15 protein-coding genes are annotated in these 15,957 nt (G+C 64.2%); 4 read left to right on the forward strand and 11 right to left on the reverse strand.

Annotation, left to right across the window (positions count from 1 at the left end; genetic code table 11):
* Positions 1-13 precede the first annotated feature (13 nt).
* From AC0L27_RS06610 to AC0L27_RS06620, 3 genes are all read right to left on the reverse strand, one after another.
* Positions 14-1,912, reverse strand: a complete 1,899-nt coding sequence (locus AC0L27_RS06610; RefSeq protein WP_354204297.1) for a potassium transporter Kup — start codon at positions 1,910-1,912, stop codon at positions 14-16.
* 272 nt (positions 1,913-2,184) lie between these two features.
* On the reverse strand, positions 2,185-3,015 hold the full coding sequence (locus AC0L27_RS06615; RefSeq protein WP_007608835.1) for an OmpA/MotB family protein: 831 nt from the start codon (positions 3,013-3,015) through the stop codon (positions 2,185-2,187).
* Positions 3,016-3,038: 23 nt separating this feature from the next.
* Positions 3,039-3,812, reverse strand: coding sequence for a motility protein A (locus AC0L27_RS06620; protein WP_275167425.1), 774 nt, complete (start codon positions 3,810-3,812; stop codon positions 3,039-3,041).
* 328 nt (positions 3,813-4,140) lie between these two features.
* On the opposite strand from AC0L27_RS06620, the gene AC0L27_RS06625 reads away from it, so the two are divergent.
* On the forward strand, positions 4,141-4,434 hold the full coding sequence (locus AC0L27_RS06625) for a hypothetical protein (protein WP_354204573.1): 294 nt from the start codon (positions 4,141-4,143) through the stop codon (positions 4,432-4,434).
* A gap of 18 nt (positions 4,435-4,452) precedes the next feature.
* On the opposite strand, the gene AC0L27_RS06630 is transcribed toward AC0L27_RS06625, so the two are convergent.
* From AC0L27_RS06630 to AC0L27_RS06645, 4 genes are all read right to left on the reverse strand, one after another.
* Positions 4,453-5,172: an RraA family protein gene (locus tag AC0L27_RS06630; protein WP_354055620.1), complete on the reverse strand. Its 720-nt coding sequence runs from the start codon at positions 5,170-5,172 to the stop codon at positions 4,453-4,455.
* 182 nt (positions 5,173-5,354) lie between these two features.
* Positions 5,355-6,236 carry a CDP-alcohol phosphatidyltransferase family protein gene (locus tag AC0L27_RS06635; RefSeq protein WP_354204300.1) on the reverse strand — a complete coding sequence of 294 codons (882 nt, stop codon included), beginning with the start codon at positions 6,234-6,236 and terminating at the stop codon, positions 5,355-5,357.
* An 86-nt stretch (positions 6,237-6,322) separates the two neighbouring features.
* Positions 6,323-7,021 carry a phosphatidylserine decarboxylase gene (locus AC0L27_RS06640; RefSeq protein WP_275167429.1) on the reverse strand — a complete coding sequence of 233 codons (699 nt, stop codon included), beginning with the start codon at positions 7,019-7,021 and terminating at the stop codon, positions 6,323-6,325.
* An 82-nt stretch (positions 7,022-7,103) separates the two neighbouring features.
* Entirely contained in the window at positions 7,104-9,059 is a 1,956-nt protein-coding gene (locus AC0L27_RS06645) for an ABCB family ABC transporter ATP-binding protein/permease (protein WP_354204302.1), read from the reverse strand.
* A gap of 202 nt (positions 9,060-9,261) precedes the next feature.
* Here AC0L27_RS06645 and AC0L27_RS06650 point away from each other — a divergent pair, with 202 nt between their 5' ends.
* Positions 9,262-9,867, forward strand: coding sequence for an LOG family protein (locus AC0L27_RS06650; protein WP_275167431.1), 606 nt, complete (start codon positions 9,262-9,264; stop codon positions 9,865-9,867).
* Here the strand turns inward: AC0L27_RS06650 and AC0L27_RS06655 are convergent.
* From AC0L27_RS06655 to cysS, 4 genes are all read right to left on the reverse strand, one after another.
* Positions 9,864-10,241: a VOC family protein gene (locus AC0L27_RS06655; RefSeq protein ID WP_354204305.1), complete on the reverse strand. Its 378-nt coding sequence runs from the start codon at positions 10,239-10,241 to the stop codon at positions 9,864-9,866. The genes AC0L27_RS06650 and AC0L27_RS06655 overlap by 4 nt on opposite strands.
* A gap of 145 nt (positions 10,242-10,386) precedes the next feature.
* Entirely contained in the window at positions 10,387-11,985 is a 1,599-nt protein-coding gene (cimA, locus tag AC0L27_RS06660; protein WP_354204307.1) for a citramalate synthase, read from the reverse strand.
* Positions 11,982-12,491, reverse strand: coding sequence for a GNAT family N-acetyltransferase (locus AC0L27_RS06665; protein ID WP_354055631.1), 510 nt, complete (start codon positions 12,489-12,491; stop codon positions 11,982-11,984). The genes cimA and AC0L27_RS06665 overlap by 4 nt, the downstream gene beginning before the upstream one ends.
* A gap of 115 nt (positions 12,492-12,606) precedes the next feature.
* On the reverse strand, positions 12,607-13,989 hold the full coding sequence (gene cysS, locus AC0L27_RS06670; RefSeq protein ID WP_354204309.1) for a cysteine--tRNA ligase: 1,383 nt from the start codon (positions 13,987-13,989) through the stop codon (positions 12,607-12,609).
* A 291-nt stretch (positions 13,990-14,280) separates the two neighbouring features.
* Between cysS and AC0L27_RS06675 the strand changes: the two genes are divergently transcribed.
* Together AC0L27_RS06675 and AC0L27_RS06680 are read left to right on the forward strand one after the other, a co-directional pair.
* Positions 14,281-14,586 carry a hypothetical protein gene (locus tag AC0L27_RS06675; protein WP_354204575.1) on the forward strand — a complete coding sequence of 102 codons (306 nt, stop codon included), beginning with the start codon at positions 14,281-14,283 and terminating at the stop codon, positions 14,584-14,586.
* A 130-nt stretch (positions 14,587-14,716) separates the two neighbouring features.
* On the forward strand, positions 14,717-15,901 hold the full coding sequence (locus AC0L27_RS06680) for a DUF2865 domain-containing protein (RefSeq protein WP_354204311.1): 1,185 nt from the start codon (positions 14,717-14,719) through the stop codon (positions 15,899-15,901).
* Positions 15,902-15,957 lie beyond the last annotated feature (56 nt).

Genomic DNA, 15,957 nt, shown 5'->3' on the forward strand with positions numbered 1-15,957 from the left:
CGCCGACCGCCTCTTAGATGGTGACCTGGGTTCCGACTTCAACCACCCGTCCGGTGGGAATCTGGAAATAGTCGGTGGCGTCGTTGGCGGACCGGCTCAGTGCGATGAACAAATGGTCCTGCCAAAGCGGCATGCCGGACTGCGCCGACGCCTTCAGTGAGCGCCGGGACACGAAGAACGACGTCGACATGATGTCGAACTGCCAGCCCTGCTTGCGCGCGATTGCAAGCGCCTTGGGCACATTCGGCTGCTCCATGTAACCGAAGCGCAGGCGGACCTTGAAGAACTTGTCGCTGATCTTCTCCATCCGGAAACGCTCCGACAGATCAACCCGCGGCGTATGCGCGGTCTCGATGGTCAGGACCACGTTGTGCTCGTGCAGCACCTTGTTGTGCTTGAGATTGTGCAGCAGCGCGGTCGGCACGAAGGAAGGATCGCTGGTCAGGAACACCGCGGTGCCCTTGACGATATGCGGCGGCCGCTTCTCCAGGCTCCGGATCAGATCGTCCAGCGGCACCTCGATGCGGCGCGTTTTCTGGATCAGGATCCCCGACCCTCGCCGCCAGGTCCAGATTGTCCCGGCCATGATGACGCCGAACAGCAGCGGCACCCAGGCGCCTTCCAGCAGCTTCAGAAGGTTCGCGCTGAAGAAGCTGATGTCGACCACGACGAAGGGCAGGATCACGGCTGCGGCCGTCGCGGCGCGCCAGTTCCACAATTTCCAGATCACGATGAAGCCCATGATGCCGTCGGCAACCATGGTGGTGGAGACCGCGATGCCGTAGGCGGATGCCAGGTTGCTGGGGGTGTGGAACAACAGCACCAGCAGCATCACACCGATCAGGAGCAGCCGGTTTACCCGCGGCAGATAGATCTGGCCGGCGTGGGTTTCCGAGGTGAAGCGCACCTCGAAGCGTGGCAGGAGGCCGAGCTGCACGGCCTGATAGACCAGCGAATAGGCTCCGGTGATCACCGCCTGGCTCGCGATCACGGTCGCGGCGGTCGCAAGCCCGACCAGCGGCAGCACGAAGTGCTCGGGCACCATGCGGTAAAAGGAATGTTCGATCGCGCTGGGATCGGACAGCACCAGCGCGCCCTGCCCGAAATAGTTGATCAGGAGAGCAGGCAGCACGAAGAACATCCAGGCCGACTGGATCGGCTTGCGGCCGAAATGGCCCAGATCTGCGTAGAGCGCCTCACCGCCGGTCACCGCCAGGAACACCGCGCCCAGCGTCACCAGGCCGATCGTGCCGTGCGACAGCAGGAATTGCAGCGCGTAATAGGGATTGATCGCAGCGAGTACCGACGGATCGTCGGCGATGTGAATGGCGCCCAGCACGGCAAGAACGGTGAACCAGACGACCATCACCGGCCCGAAGGCCGAGGCCACGAGCGCCGTCCCCTTGCTCTGGACCGCGAACAGCAGCGCCAGGATGAGAACGGTCAGGGGAACGACATAGTGCTCGAAGGCAGGAGTTGCGAGCTTCAGACCCTCGACCGCCGACAGCACCGAGATCGCCGGCGTAATCATGGAATCGCCGATGAACATGGAGGCGCCGACGACGCCGAGCGCCGTCAGGAACCAGCTTCGCCGCCCGAGCGCGCGCTGACCGAGCGCCATGAGGGAAAGAGTGCCACCCTCCCCGTTGTTGTCGGCGCGCAGCAGCAGCAGAACGTATTTGGCGGTGACGACGATCAGCAGCGCCCAGAGGATCAGCGAGAGCACGCCGAGCACCATGACCCGCGAGACCGGCTGGCCATGAGCCGCGCCCCTGACCGCCTCGTGGAATGCGTAGAGTGGCGACGTGCCGATGTCGCCGAAGACGACGCCGATGCTCCCGAGCGTCAGGCCCCAGAAACCAGAGGTGACCGGCCCGTCCTGAGCTTCGGTCGATGTGATGCTCGCCGTCATATGAAACTGGAACGCTTCTGCCCGAGAATTGATCCGGCGCCTTTTGACGGTTCCGGCGCCCCTGTCAATCGGCACATCACCATAGCAGGCGCCGGGGCAGATGCTGTGACGCCGCAGCAACGGTCATCGCCCACGCGACGACATGCCTCAGGTACGATGGTGGCACAAGAGCCCTGAGCCTTTCCGTTCCGATTGAAGCGGAACGGGCTCTACATCCTTGTTTTGTCGCGTCTTCTTCAGACGAAGCGGCGTCCACCTCGCTCGGAGACGCCCTAAGGCTTCAGATTCGGCGGCAGCGGCGGATCTTCACGCATCAGGGTGATGGTCACCCGCCGGTTGGCAGCGAGCGACGGATCGTCCGGGAACAGCGGCTGGGTGTCCGCCTTGCCAGAGACGGCAAAGACATGGGCGCCCGGCAGGCCCTCGCGTTCGAGGATCTGACGCACGGCATTGGCGCGGTCGGCCGACAGGTCGAAGGCGCCGTAGTCGCTGCGGGTCGGCACAAATCCAGCCGCGGTGTGGCCGGCGATGGAGACGCGCAGCGGCGTCGCCTTGAGCGGGACAGCGAGCTTTTCGATCAGACGGCGGGTGCGGTCATAAGGCACTTTGGAGCCGTCGGCGAACATCGAGCGGCCGTCCTGGTCCACGATCTCAAGGTTGAGGCCCTGCTTGGTCTCCTCGAACATGATGTGCTTGGACATCTCGGTCAGTTCCGGCATGTCCTGCAACGCCTGCCGCAGCGAGGCCGCCGCCAGCGCAAAATTGCGGTCTACCTTGATCTTCGCGCCCGACGTGCGGTCACGATCCTCCTGGTCCGGCGTCGGCGTGTTGGAGGAGTCCTCAGGCTGAATGTGATCGACGTTCTTCAGCCGAGGGCGGGTCGGCAGGCCGTCGGACTCGACGATGCCGGAGTAGCGCGCTTCGGTCTGGACACCAAAGGCGTCGCGCATGGAGCCCGCGACGACCTTCAGCTTGTTGGCATCCTGAGTCGAGAACGCGACGAGCATCACGAAGAAGCTCATCATCAGGCCCATCAGGTCGGCGAAGGTCACGAACCAGCCGTGACCGCCTCCGTGTGAATCGCCGCGCTTCTTCTTGGCCATATCTCAAATCCCGGCGGGCAGAATCAGGCCGGAACCGGCTCGCCTTCGGCGTGGCGGTGCTTCTCGGGCAGATAGGCCAGCAGCATTTCGCGGACCAGCGTCGGACTCTTGGAGTCGCGGATCATCAGGATGCCGTCGATGATCAGCGTGCGGTTGGTCTCTTCGTCCAGGAGCTTGCCATGCAGCTTGTCCGCGATCGGGGTACAGAACAGGTTGGCGACCAGCGCGCCGTAGAGAGTCGCGAGCAGCGCGGTCGCCATGAACGGGCCGAGCTTTGACGGGTCGGTCATGTTGGCGAACATCTGCACCATGCCGATCAGCGTGCCGACCATGCCAAAGGCCGGGGCGCAGTCGCCGATGGCGCGGTAGATCTTGCTGCCTTCGTCCAGATGCATCAGGAAATTGTCGCGGTCGCGCTCGAGATTGTCGCGAATGAAATCGAGGTCGTAGCCGTCGGCGACGTAGCGGATGCCCTTGGCCAGGAACGGCTCGTCGGTCTCTACTTTTTCCAGCCCCACCGGGCCCTGCTTGCGGGCGATCTCGGCGATGCGGGCGAGCTCGTCGACCAGATCGTGCGCCGACAGACGGCTCATTGTGAAGGCAAATTTGGCGCCGAGCGGCAGGCCATGGATCAGCGTCGAGAGCGGAAAGCGGATCATGGTCGCAGCCGTCGAGCCGCCGAAGATGATGATCATCGCATGCTCGGAGACGAACATGTGGAGATCGCCGCCCAGCAGCATCATCGTCGCGATGACGATAATGCCCGCCACGAGCCCGATGCTCGTCATGATATCCATGGGAGACTCCAACGCGAACGCAACAACGGCCGTCCTGGCCGATGGCGCGGCCCAACCCCGAACCGCATCGGAGACCCTAGTGAGCCGCGATTAAAGACGCGTAAAGGTTAAGTTGAGCCGGCGCGCCCGGCGGCCGCAGCGCGCTGAAAGGCGCCGGCTTTTGCCGACTGCCGACAGGCATTTCAACATTTTGCTAACCATACGGCGCCGCGCGCACCCATCACCGTGCGTGCGCGAAAGCTTCGGCTGCGGCCCTGCGCCACATCGGGCGCGACCGATCAGTTGGTATTCTGGACCGGACCGGCCCCTCATGGCGGAAGGCATCGCAATGGTGACGCTGTTCAGTCTTCTCACCGCGCTTCCCGCAGTGCTGGCGCTCCACATGCTCGAACCCGAGCTCGTCTTGCCGGCATTCAGCGTGCTGCTCTTTGTCGAGGCGGCCCTGGCCGTGATCGCAGCGTGCCTGATCCAGATGCCGGACAATGCGGAAGATATCACGCTGTGGGATTTTGCCGGCGGCTTCACCTTGATCGGATGCGCTGCCGCGGTATTCGGCGAGCCGGACCAAGCCGCCCTGTTCCTAACGGACCAGGGCGGCCTGCGAGCGGCGTCGCAGCCTTAGGTCGTTCCGGTGCGCCCGTTAGTGGATTTCCGCCGAGCGCTTCAGTGCGGCCTTCAGCTTCTCCAGCGAGAAGTCGGGGCTGCGGGCGATTTCGAGGATCGGCGTCTCGCGGCGGCCGCAGAGCTCGGCGGCCTCGGGCAGCTTTGCGGCAATGTCGCGCGGGATCACGATGGCGCCGTGCAGATCGGCGTGGATCAGGTCGTCCGACTTCACGGTCATGCCGGCAACGCGCACCTCGCCGCCAAAGCTCTCCGCATGTACCCAGGCATGCGACGGGCCGATCGAGCCGGCCAGCGCCTGGAATCCAGGTGCCCATTGCGGGATGTCGCGGATCGAGCCGTCGGTGATGACGCCGAGGCAGCCGAGCGCCTTGTGCACGTTGCTCTGCACCTCGCCCCAGAACGCACCGTAGCCGACGTCGGGACCGTCGATGTCCTGGATCACCGAGATGCGCGGACCGTGGCCGGTCCCGACATATTCGTAATAGTCGATGCGGCGCTTGGACTGCTCTTCCGGCGGTAGCGAATTTTTCAGCACCGAGCGGATCGCGACCGTGCGGGCGTAGCCGACGATCGGCGGCAGATCGGGAAATGGGCAGACCAGTGGCTTGGTGGTGTAGCCGATCAGCCGGCGCTCGGGCGCCACGATCTCCATGGCATTGCAGATCGTCGGGGTGTCATAGCGGCCCAGCGCTTCGAGGACGGAAGCGGGCAGCGGCCCGGTCGCAGTATTCGTCACGGCGTTCTCTCCCAGATTGGCGGCCGCTGTTGGCGCGGTGCCGCCGGCACCTGGCGATATAGCCGAGATCGGGTCTCAACCCAACTCAGGGCGCCTCATGGCAGATATCCAAGTCTTGTTGATCAGTGGCTTGCTGCTCAGTGGCTTGCTGCCCAGTGCCCTGCTGCTCAGTGTCTTCCTGCTCAGTGCAAGCGGTCGGGCCGGTCGTCGTCGCGCGGCGGCTCCGACAGGTTTGTCAGCGTCGGTGCCGACGGCGGCGACGAGACTTCGCCTCCTGCCGGCCCGGTGGCTTCCAAGGCGCGCGCCTGATCGCGATAGGATTTGTAGCCGAGCGGCAAAGCGAGGAGATACAGCACCGTGCCGATCGACAGCACGTGCCAGGGATAGGCGATCAGCAGCGCGATGAAGACGATGACTGCGACGAATGCAGGCAGCACCAGTTCGGGCGGCACCCGCATGCGCTTGGTCTTGCCGGAGAACACCGGCAGGCGCGACACCATCAGGAAGGCGATCAGCAGCGTATACGCAGCCGTCACCGCCGCAGGCAGCCGGCCGAGATCGAGGAACGCGATATAGATCGGCAGCAGCACCGTGATCGCGCCGGCCGGCGCCGGCACGCCGGTGAAGAAATTCGCGGCAAAGGCCGGCTTGTTGGGATCGTCCATGGTGGCATTGAAGCGCGCCAGCCTGAGGCCGCCAGAGATCGCGAACACCATGGCCGCGATCCAGCCGGCATTGCCGAGCTCGTGCAGCTGCCAGAAATACAGCATCAGGCCGGGCGCCACGCCGAAATTGACGAAGTCGGCGAGGCTGTCGAGCTCGGCGCCGAACTTGGACTGCCCTTTGATCATGCGCGCGATGCGGCCGTCGATGCCGTCGAGCGCCGCCGCGAACACGATGGCGTAGACGGCAAGCGACATCCGCCCCTCGATCGAGAGCCGGATCGAGGTCAGGCCGGCGCAGATCGCCAGCAGTGTGATGACGTTGGGCACCAGCATGCGCACCGGGATCGGGCGGAACCGCCGGCGGCGTACGTCTGGATCTCTAGAGTCGTAGGGCGTCATGGCTCGTCCTCACCTTGAGGCGAGATATAGCAAGCCGCGTTCCCCTCCGCCATTGCGGCGGAAGGCCCTTCAGGCCGACTTATTGGTTAATTGGCGCGATAGGCGCGGCTCGGGTCGTCTCCGGCGAGATCGGCCAGAATCGTCTCGCCGGCGATCGCGGTCTGCCCTTCCGAGACCAGCGCCTTGGTGCCCAGCGGCAGATAGACGTCGAGCCGCGAGCCGAAGCGGATCAGGCCGAAACGCTCGCCGGCGCCGATCGCCTGCCCCTCTTTGACGAAGCAGACGATGCGCTTGGCGACCAAGCCCGCGATCTGGATCACGCCGATCCGCGCCGTCGGCGTCGTGATCACCAGCGAGTTGCGCTCATTGTCCTCGCTCGCCTTGTCCAGTTCGGCATTGATGAACAGGCCGGGGCGGTAGGCAATACGGTCCACCCGGCCCGCGATCGGGCTGCGGTTCACATGGCAGTTGAACACGCTCATGAACACCGAGACGCGCGGCAGCGGCCGGTCGCCGAGCCCGAGCTCGGCCGGCGGCAGCGCCATGGTGATCATCGAGACACGGCCGTCGGCCGGCGACACCACGAGCCCCTCGCGCACCGGCGTCACCCTGACGGGGTCGCGGAAGAACAGCGCGCACCACACGGTCAGGATGGTGCCGATCCACCCCAACGGCGACCACAGCCAGAACAGGACGAGGCTTGCCAGCGCAAAGCCACCGATGAAGGGATAACCCTCCTTGTGGATCGGCGGGATCTGACGCTGGATCGAATCGAGAATGGACATCGCTATTGCCGCTCAGGGTTGATGGCGCAGGTCATCCCGCGCGGTGGTGTTGTTTAGGCCAGAGTTGGGACCGGAGACAAGGTCACTCCGCCGCGGCAGGCGTCGTCAGGACATCGGCGACCGGCGGAGGCTCCCGGTTGGGCGCCTCGCCGGGATCGGCCATCCTGGCCAGTTTCTCGCGCGCCGCCTCGGCCTCGCGCTGCCTGTTCCACATGCTGGCGTAAAGTCCCTCCTCCGCGAGCAGTTTCGCGTGGGTGCCGCGTTCGGCGATGCGGCCCTGGTCCAGCACGATGATCTCGTCGGCGCCGACTATGGTCGAAAGCCGATGGGCGATCACCAGCGAGGTGCGGTTCTTCGCCACGCGCTCGAGCGCGCCCTGGATCTCGTGCTCGGTGTGGGTGTCCAGCGCGGAGGTCGCCTCGTCCAGCACCAGGATCGGCGGCGCCTTCAACACGGTGCGCGCGATCGCGACCCGCTGTTTTTCGCCACCGGACAGTTTCAGGCCGCGCTCACCGACCTGGGTCTCGTAGCCTTTCGGCGCCATGCGGATAAAACGATCGATCTGCGCCAGCTGCGCTGCCTGCTCGACCTCGGCATCGCTGGCGTCCCAGCGACCGTAGCGGATGTTGTAGCGGATGGTGTCGTTGAACAGCACGGTGTCCTGCGGCACCATGCCGATGGACGCGCGCAAGCTCGCCTGCGTGACTTCGCGAATGTCCTGGCCGTCGATCAGGATCTTGCCGCCGGAAATGTCGTAGAGGCGAAACAACAGGCGTGAGATGGTCGACTTGCCCGCACCTGACGGTCCGACGATCGCGACCGTCTTGCCGGCCGGCACCTCGAAGCTGATGCCCTTGAGGATCGGACGGGACGGCTCATAGGCAAAGCGCACGTCCTCGAAACGCACATTGCCCGCGGAGACCACCAGCGGCTTCGCGCCCGGCGCATCCTTGATCTCGGCCTCGCGCCCCAGCACGTTGAACATCTTCTCGATGTCGATGATCGCCTGCTTGATCTCGCGATAGACCATGCCCATGAAGTTCAAGGGCTGGTAAAGCTGGATCATCATGGCATTGACCAGCACGAAATCGCCGACCGTGTTGGTGCCGTTGCGCACACCGATCGCGCACATCAGCATGGTCGCGGTCAGCCCCAGCGTGAAGATCACGGCCTGCCCGGTGTTGAGCACGGCAAGCGAAGTGTAAGCTTGGACGCTCGACTCCTCGTAACGCGCGACCGATCGGTCATAGCGCTGCGACTCACGGGTCTCGGCGCTGAAATATTTGACGGTCTCGTAGTTCAGCAGCGAGTCGATCGCCTTGGTGTTCGCCTCGGTGTCGGCATCGTTCATCTTGCGGCGGATGCCGATCCGCCACTCGGTCGCGATGTAGGTATAGTACATGTAGACCGCGACAGTGACGAGGGTCGCGAGCACGTAGCGCCAATCGAACTGCCACAGCAGCACGGCCATCAGCAGCGAGACCTCGACGATGGTCGGGATCAGCTGCAGGATCACCATGCGCACGATGACCTCGATACCCTCGCGGCCGCGCTCGAGCACGCGCGTCAGGCCGCCGGTCTTGCGCTCCAGGTGGAAGCGCAGCGACAGCTCGTGCATGTGGATGAAGGTGATGGTGGCGAGCTTGCGCACCGCATGCATGGCAACGCGCGCGAAAATGCCGTCGCGCCATTGCGTCAGCACCGCCATCACGATGCGCATCACGCCGTAGCTCGCGGTCAGCAGCAGCGGCGAGGCAATCACCCAAAGGTGCCAATTGTCGGCTTGCACCGGCGCCGTGTTGGCGCCGGTCAGCGCGTCGGTCGCCCATTTGAAACTGAAAGGAACCGTCAGCGTGATCAGCTTGGCAGCTAGCAGCAGCACCATCGACCAGACCACGCGCATCTTCAGGTCGAAACGGTCGCCCGGCCAGATATAGGGCCACAGATGCGCCAGCGTGCCCATCAGCGTGGCCCGCTCCAGCGGCCCCCCGGCGGGATCAGGAACGTTGGGGCCGGCGGGCGATTGAGCTTGGTCCATCAAGAAGCCTGAAAAGCCCGTCAGATGCGGGCTGCGTTGCCATTAAGGATTTTCGTTTGTCATATAGAGCCTTACCGATGCCCATGCACCCCGCCAGATGGCGAATCTTCGATTGTTCTTCGTCGTTTACCGGTAGATTTCCGGAAGTCCCGAATCACCGATTGGGCTTGACGCCTCTTCGCTGCAATGCATCATGGCACCAATGAGCACGATCAAAACCGTCTGTGTCTATTGCGGCTCCGGCCCAGGAACAAATCCCCGTTTCACCGAAGGCGCCAAGGCGTTCGGCAAGGCGCTCGCTGAGAACAACATCCGCCTCGTCTACGGCGGCGGCTCGCTCGGCCTGATGGGCTCGGTGGCGACCTCCGTGCTCGATCACGGCGGCACCGTCACCGGCATCATCCCCGATTTCCTGCGGATGCGCGAAAACGCGCTGACCCGCGTGCAGGAGATGATCGTCACCCCCGACATGCACGAGCGCAAGCGGCTGATGTTCGAACGCTCCGACGCCTTCGTGGCCTTGCCTGGCGGCGTCGGCACGCTGGAGGAACTGGTCGAGCAATTGACCTGGAAGCAGCTCGGACGTCACGCCAAGCCGGTGCTGCTGGCCAACATCGATAATTTCTGGGAGCCGCTGTTCTCGCTGCTCTCGCACATGCGTCAGACCGAGTTCATCCGCGCCGGGCTTTCGGTCGACATCCTCAAGGCCGATCGGATCGAAGAGATTTTGCCGAAGCTGAAGGCGGCTGCGGCACAGATCGACGATGCCGAAAAGCAGCTCGCCCCGGAAATGGCGCGCAAACTTTAGTCCGCGGGAAACGTCACCGCCTCGATCCGGTTACCATCGGGATCGACGACAAAGGCTGCGTAATAACGCACGCGATCGTGCGGGCGGATACCCGGCGCGCCGTCGGACGCGCCGCCGGCGGACAGCGCGGCGGTGTGAAAAGCATCGACCTCGGCGGTCGTCTTGGCCCGCAGGCAGATATGCACGCCGCTCTCCGGCGGCACGCGTGGCATGCCCTCGCGCAGATTGATCCAGAATTCGGGATAGGCCTTGCCAAAGCCGATCGTCCGCGGCCGCGTGACGACGCGCGTGAGCCCGAGGGCCCCGAGCGTCGCTTCGTAAAATGTCGCCGAAAGTTGCAGATCGCTGACGCCGACGGAGATGTGGTCGATCATGGGTCGCGCTCCCCTCTCTCCTCGTCATTGCGAGCGAAGCGAAGCAATCCAGACTGGCCCTGCGGAAGCACTCTGGATTGCTTCGTCGCTTCGCTCCTCGCAATGACGGCATTGATGGCGCCGCCATAGCTCACGTCACTATTCCCTACGCCGGCGCTCCCGACTTCACCAGCTTGTAGATCACCGAATCCATCAGCGCCTGGAACGAGGCGTCGATGATGTTGGGGGAGACGCCGACCGTGGTCCAGCTGTCGCCGTTCTCGTCCTCGCTCTCGATCAGGACGCGCGTGACCGCGCCGGTGCCGCCGTTGAGGATACGCACGCGATAGTCGATCAGCGTCAGGCCTTCGATATATTTCTGGTACTTGCCGAGATCCTTGCGCAGCGCGACGTCGAGCGCGTTGACGGGACCGTTGCCTTCGGCCGCCGAGATCAAATGCTCGCCGGCGACGTCGACCTTAACCACCGCCAGCGCCACGGTGACGCGCTCGCCATGCGAATTGTAGCGCTGCTCGACATTGACGTCGAACTGTTCGACCTCGAAATAATGCGGCACCTTGCCGAGCGTGCGCCGCGCCAGCAGCTCGAACGAGGCGTTGGCGGATTCATAGGCGTAGCCTTGCGCCTCGCGCTCCTTCAATTCCTCGACCAGCCGCGACAGCTTCGGATCGCTCTTCTCGTAGGCGATGCCGGCGCGGTCGAGCTCGGCGATGACATTGGAGCGGCCGGCCTGATCGGACACCAGGACCTTTCGGTGATTGCCGACCAGCTCCGGCAGGACATGCTCGTAGGTCTGCGGATCCTTCAGCACGGCGGAGGCGTGGATGCCGGTCTTCGTGACGAACGCGCTCTCGCCGACATACGCTGCATGACGGTTCGGCACGCGGTTGAGCATGTCGTCGAGCGTGCGCGACACCTTGACCAGGGTTGCGAGCTTTTCCGCCGTGACGCCGATCTCGAAGGCGTCGGCAAACTCGGCCTTCAGCTTCAAGGTCGGGATCAGCGAGCAGAGATTGGCGTTGCCGCACCGCTCGCCGAGGCCGTTCAGCGTGCCTTGGATCTGCCGCGCCCCGGCGCGCACCGCGGCCAGCGAATTCGCCACCGCCTGCTCGGTGTCGTTATGGGCGTGGATGCCGAGATGATCGCCGGGGATGTGCTTGGTCACCTCGGTAACGATGGCTTCCACCTCGTTCGGCATGGTGCCGCCGTTGGTGTCGCACAGCACCACCCAGCGCGCGCCGGCTTCATAAGCAGCTTTGGCGCAGGCGAGAGCGAAACTGGAATCCTCCTTGTAACCGTCGAAGAAATGCTCGCAGTCGAGCATCACCTCGCGGCCGGCGGCCTTTGCTGCTGCGACGCTGTCGCGGATCGAGGCGAGGTTTTCCTCCTTCGTCGTCTCCAGCGCCACGCGCACCTGATAGGCCGACGACTTCGCCACGAAGCAGATCGCGTCGGCTTTGGCTTCCAGCAGCCCGGCCACACCGGGATCGTTGGAGACCGACCGGCCGGCTCGCCGCGTCATGCCGAACGCAGTGAAGCGCGCATGCGAAAACTTCGGCTTGGTGCCGAAGAACTCGGTGTCGGTCGGATTGGCGCCGGGATAGCCGCCCTCCACATAGTCGATGCCGAGTTCATCGAGCATCTGGGCGATGATTTGCTTGTCGGTCAGCGTGAAATCGACGCCATTGGTCTGCGCACCGTCGCGCAGCGTGGTGTCGAACAGATAAAGGCGCTCCTTGCTCATTGCAGTGCTCCCGATGCGGGTCCGCTGCCGAGCGTCTTCTGCATTGTGGTGTTGGCCAGCCACTCGTCGTTGACGGTGATGCTGTTGCGCTGCATGGCGACATAGCCGCGCTTGGCGAAAAAGCCCTGCGCGTTGTCGCTGGCGTCGACCGTCAGCTTGTCGGCACCGCGGCCGCCCGCAAGCTTTTCCAGCGCATCGACCAGCATCGTCGCGAGGCCCTGCCCGGCCACGGCCGGATGCACATAGAGCATGCGGATATGATCCTTGCCGCGCAGCGACGCAAAGCCCACGGGCGATCCCTCCAGCGTTGCGATCAGCGTCAGGTCGGAGGCGAGTCGCTTGCCGAACTCTTCGTCCTCCGCCGCCGTCATCCAGGCCTGCTGCTGCGCTTCGTTATAGTCGTCGCCGGTCAGCTCTTCGATGCTGGCCGTGAAGATCGCGGCGAGAACCGGCACGTCCTCCGGCAGGAAGGGCCGCAGGCCGGGCTTGGGGAGTGCTTGTGCCATCGTCTTCACCACATCCCATAGAGTTTCAGCGCCAGCGCCACGGCAGCGCCGAGCAGCAGGATTTTCAGCGCGATGTAATAGAACCAGTGCCGCGGAAAGGGCGTGTCGGGCCGCTTCATCGCGCGACCTCCCACGTCGTCCCTTCCTTGGAATCCTTGATCGCAACGCCCATCGCGGCAAGCAGATCGCGGATACGATCGGACTCCGCAAAGTCCTTGCGCGCTCGCGCTGCTGTCCGCTCCGAGATCAGCCGCTCGACTTCCTTGGCATCGACGCCGCTCGCCAGCTGCTTGCGCCCTTCCCACTGCGCGGCACTCTCGGAGAGAAAGCCGAGCAGACGCAACGAACCCCCGAGAGCACCAACATCGCTGCCGCGCAGGCCATGCAGCGCCGTAATCGCCAGCGGCGTGTTGAGGTCGTCGAGCAGCGGCTCGACCACTGACGGGGCGGGCTTGCCGGCCGTGACGTCAGCCGCAACCCGATACCAGTCGTCGAGCGTCTTGGCGCTCTCCTCAAGCGACTTCATCGTCCAGTCGATCGGCGAGCGGTAATGCGTCTTGAGCATATTCAGGCGCAACACTTCGCCCGGCCAATCCGCGAGCAGCTCGTGAATCGTGACGAAATTGCCGAGCGATTTCGACATCTTCTCGCTCTCGACCTGCAGGAAGCCGTTATGCATCCAGTAATTCGCCATCCGCTCCCGGTGGAAGGCGCAGCAGGTCTGCGCGACCTCGTTCTCGTGATGCGGAAACACGAGATCGATGCCGCCGCCATGGATGTCGAAGTGCTCGCCGAGATGCTTCCAGGCCATGGCCGAGCACTCGACGTGCCAGCCCGGGCGCCCCTGCGCGGTTATGCCGGCCGGTGACGGCCATGACGGCTCGCCGGGCTTGGACGGCTTCCACAGCACGAAGTCGGTGTTGCCCTTCTTGTAGGGCGCGACATCGACGCGGGCGCCGGCAACCATCTCGTCCAGCGAGCGGTTGGACAGCGCGCCATAGCGCGGCAGCCCGGAATCGGCCGCGTTCATCGCCTGCGGCGAGAACAGCACGTGATCCTCGGCAGCATAAGCAAAGCCGCCGGCGACCAGCCGTTCGATGATCTCGCGCATTTCGCCGATGTGTTCGGTGGCGCGCGGCTCGACGCTCGGCCGCAGCGCACCGAGTGCGTCGACATCAGCGTGAAACTGTCTGCCGGTCTGCTCCGTGACTTTTCGGATCGCCTCGTTCAGCGGCAGGCCGGGAAAATCGCGCGCGGCGCGGTCGTTGATCTTGTCGTCGACGTCGGTGATGTTGCGGACATATTTGACGTGCGCCTCACCGTAGAGATGGCGCAGCAGTCGGAACAGCACGTCGAACACGATCACCGGCCGGGCATTGCCGATATGGGCGAAGTCATAGACGGTCGGTCCGCAGACATACATGCGGACGTCCTTGGCATCGAGCGGCACGAAGGTGCGCTTTTCCCGGCTCAGCGTATCGTAAAGGCGCAATTCCATAAGGATACCCGTCGGCTGTTGGCCGGGCGTCCAGTGCTCTCAATGGTTTTGAGAAAAGACGGCTCCAGCCAGCGAATCGCTAGCTCGTAATCTCGCGGCAAATGGCGCAAATGACGAGGAGACCGTTCATAACGGAACATATGGGCTATGAGGCGGCCCCGCGTCAAGAGAGCCGGGAAATGCCGTTTTATCTCCGCTATGCGCAGCCGCCACGCATAGATGGTTCATCTCCTTAACCATTTGAGCCCATTCTGGAACTGGCAGTTCCTTCTTTTTTGCCCCGGTGTTTTTATGCGATCATTGCTCGCGCTCATTTCCTGCGCCTCCATCCTTGTTGTTTCCAGCGCTCTCGCCGAGACCCGCGTCTTCATCATCCCCAACCAGGCGGACGGTTACGGCATCGATCAGTGCCTGGCCAAGAGCGACAAATGCGGCGCGCAGGTCGCCCGCACCTACTGCCAGTCACGCGATTTTGCCCAGGCTTCGGCCTATCGCCGGGTCGATCCCGACGAAATTACCGGCTCTGTCCCCAAATCCGGCGCAAACTGCTCCCATGGCCATTGCGATGAATATGTCGCAATCACCTGCCAGCGCTGAATTCGCTCGGAACTGGCGTACTTTAGGCCCAATCGCTGGCCTCTGAAACGACGTGACGATGCCGCAGGAAGCGGCTATGGGAGGGCGCGCTTCGGCCCCCCACATCACGCGTGGCCGTGACCTCGCTAGAATGGCGGATATGCCTGAATTTTTGTCTCTCTCCCGTGCTCGCTCGATCCTTGCCTGCGCCGTGCTCTTGAGCACGGTCGTGCTCGCTAATGGTGCCTCCGCACAGGCCGGCCCGCCGGGACCGCCGCCTCAGCCCGGCCAGAACGGGCTCGGACCGAACCCGATGTGCGCGCGTCTGGAAGGCCAGCTCGCCGGTCTCGATCGTGGCGGCGGCGGTGATCCCGCGCGCGAAGACCAGATCCGCCGCTATCAGGAATCCCAGACCAAGCAGCAGGCCGAGCTCGACCGCGTCACCATGCAGGCCAAGCGCATGGGTTGCGATTCCTCCGGCTTCTTCTCGCTGTTCAGCGGCCAGTCGGCGCAATGCGGTCCGGTCAATACCCAGATCCAGCAGATGCGCGCCAACCTGGACCAGATCACCGGCAATCTCGAACGCCTGCGCGGCGGCGGCCCCGGCGGCTTCAGTCCCGAGCGTGACAACCAGCGCCGCTCGGTGCTGGCAGCGCTGGCGCAGAACAATTGCGGCCCGCAATATGCCAACGCAGCGCAGTCGCAAGGCGGCGGCAACTTCCTGAGCAATCTGTTCGGCGGCAACAACCCCAACAATCCGCAAGGCGTGCCGCCGTCCGATCTCGGCCCGCAATCAGGGACCTATCGCACCGTGTGCGTACGCACCTGCGACGGCGCTTACTTCCCTGTCTCGTTTGCGACCGTGCCGGCGCGCTTCCCCGACGACGAGAAGACCTGCAAGGCGCTGTGCCCGGCCGCCGAAGCCGTGCTCTACACCCATCGCAATCCCGGCGAAGACATGAACTCCGCGGTCTCCACCAGCGGCCAGCCCTACACGGCGCTGCCAACCGCGTTTAAATTCCGCAGCGAGTTCAACCCGTCCTGCTCCTGCAAGGCCGCGGGCCAGACCTGGGCCGATGCGCTCAAATCTGCCGACGACAAGGCGTCGGCAGAGCAGCAGGGTGACATCATCGTCACCGAGGAGAGCGCCAAGAAGATGCAGCAGCGGCAGCTCAACAAGGGCACGCCCGCGAATGCCAAGAAGGGCGCGGCTCCGGCGACGGCAACCGCGCCGGCAGCAACGCCGCCGGCGGAAACGGGCACCCCCGCGACCTCGTCCGAGAACAAGCCGATCCGCTCGGTCGGGCCGAGCTTCCTGCCGCAGCAGCAGAAGTAGGTCACCACGCACAACTGTCATGCCCCGCGAAGGCGGGCATCCAGTACTCCGTGTCA

The organism is Bradyrhizobium sp. Ken51 (assembly GCF_055807435.1).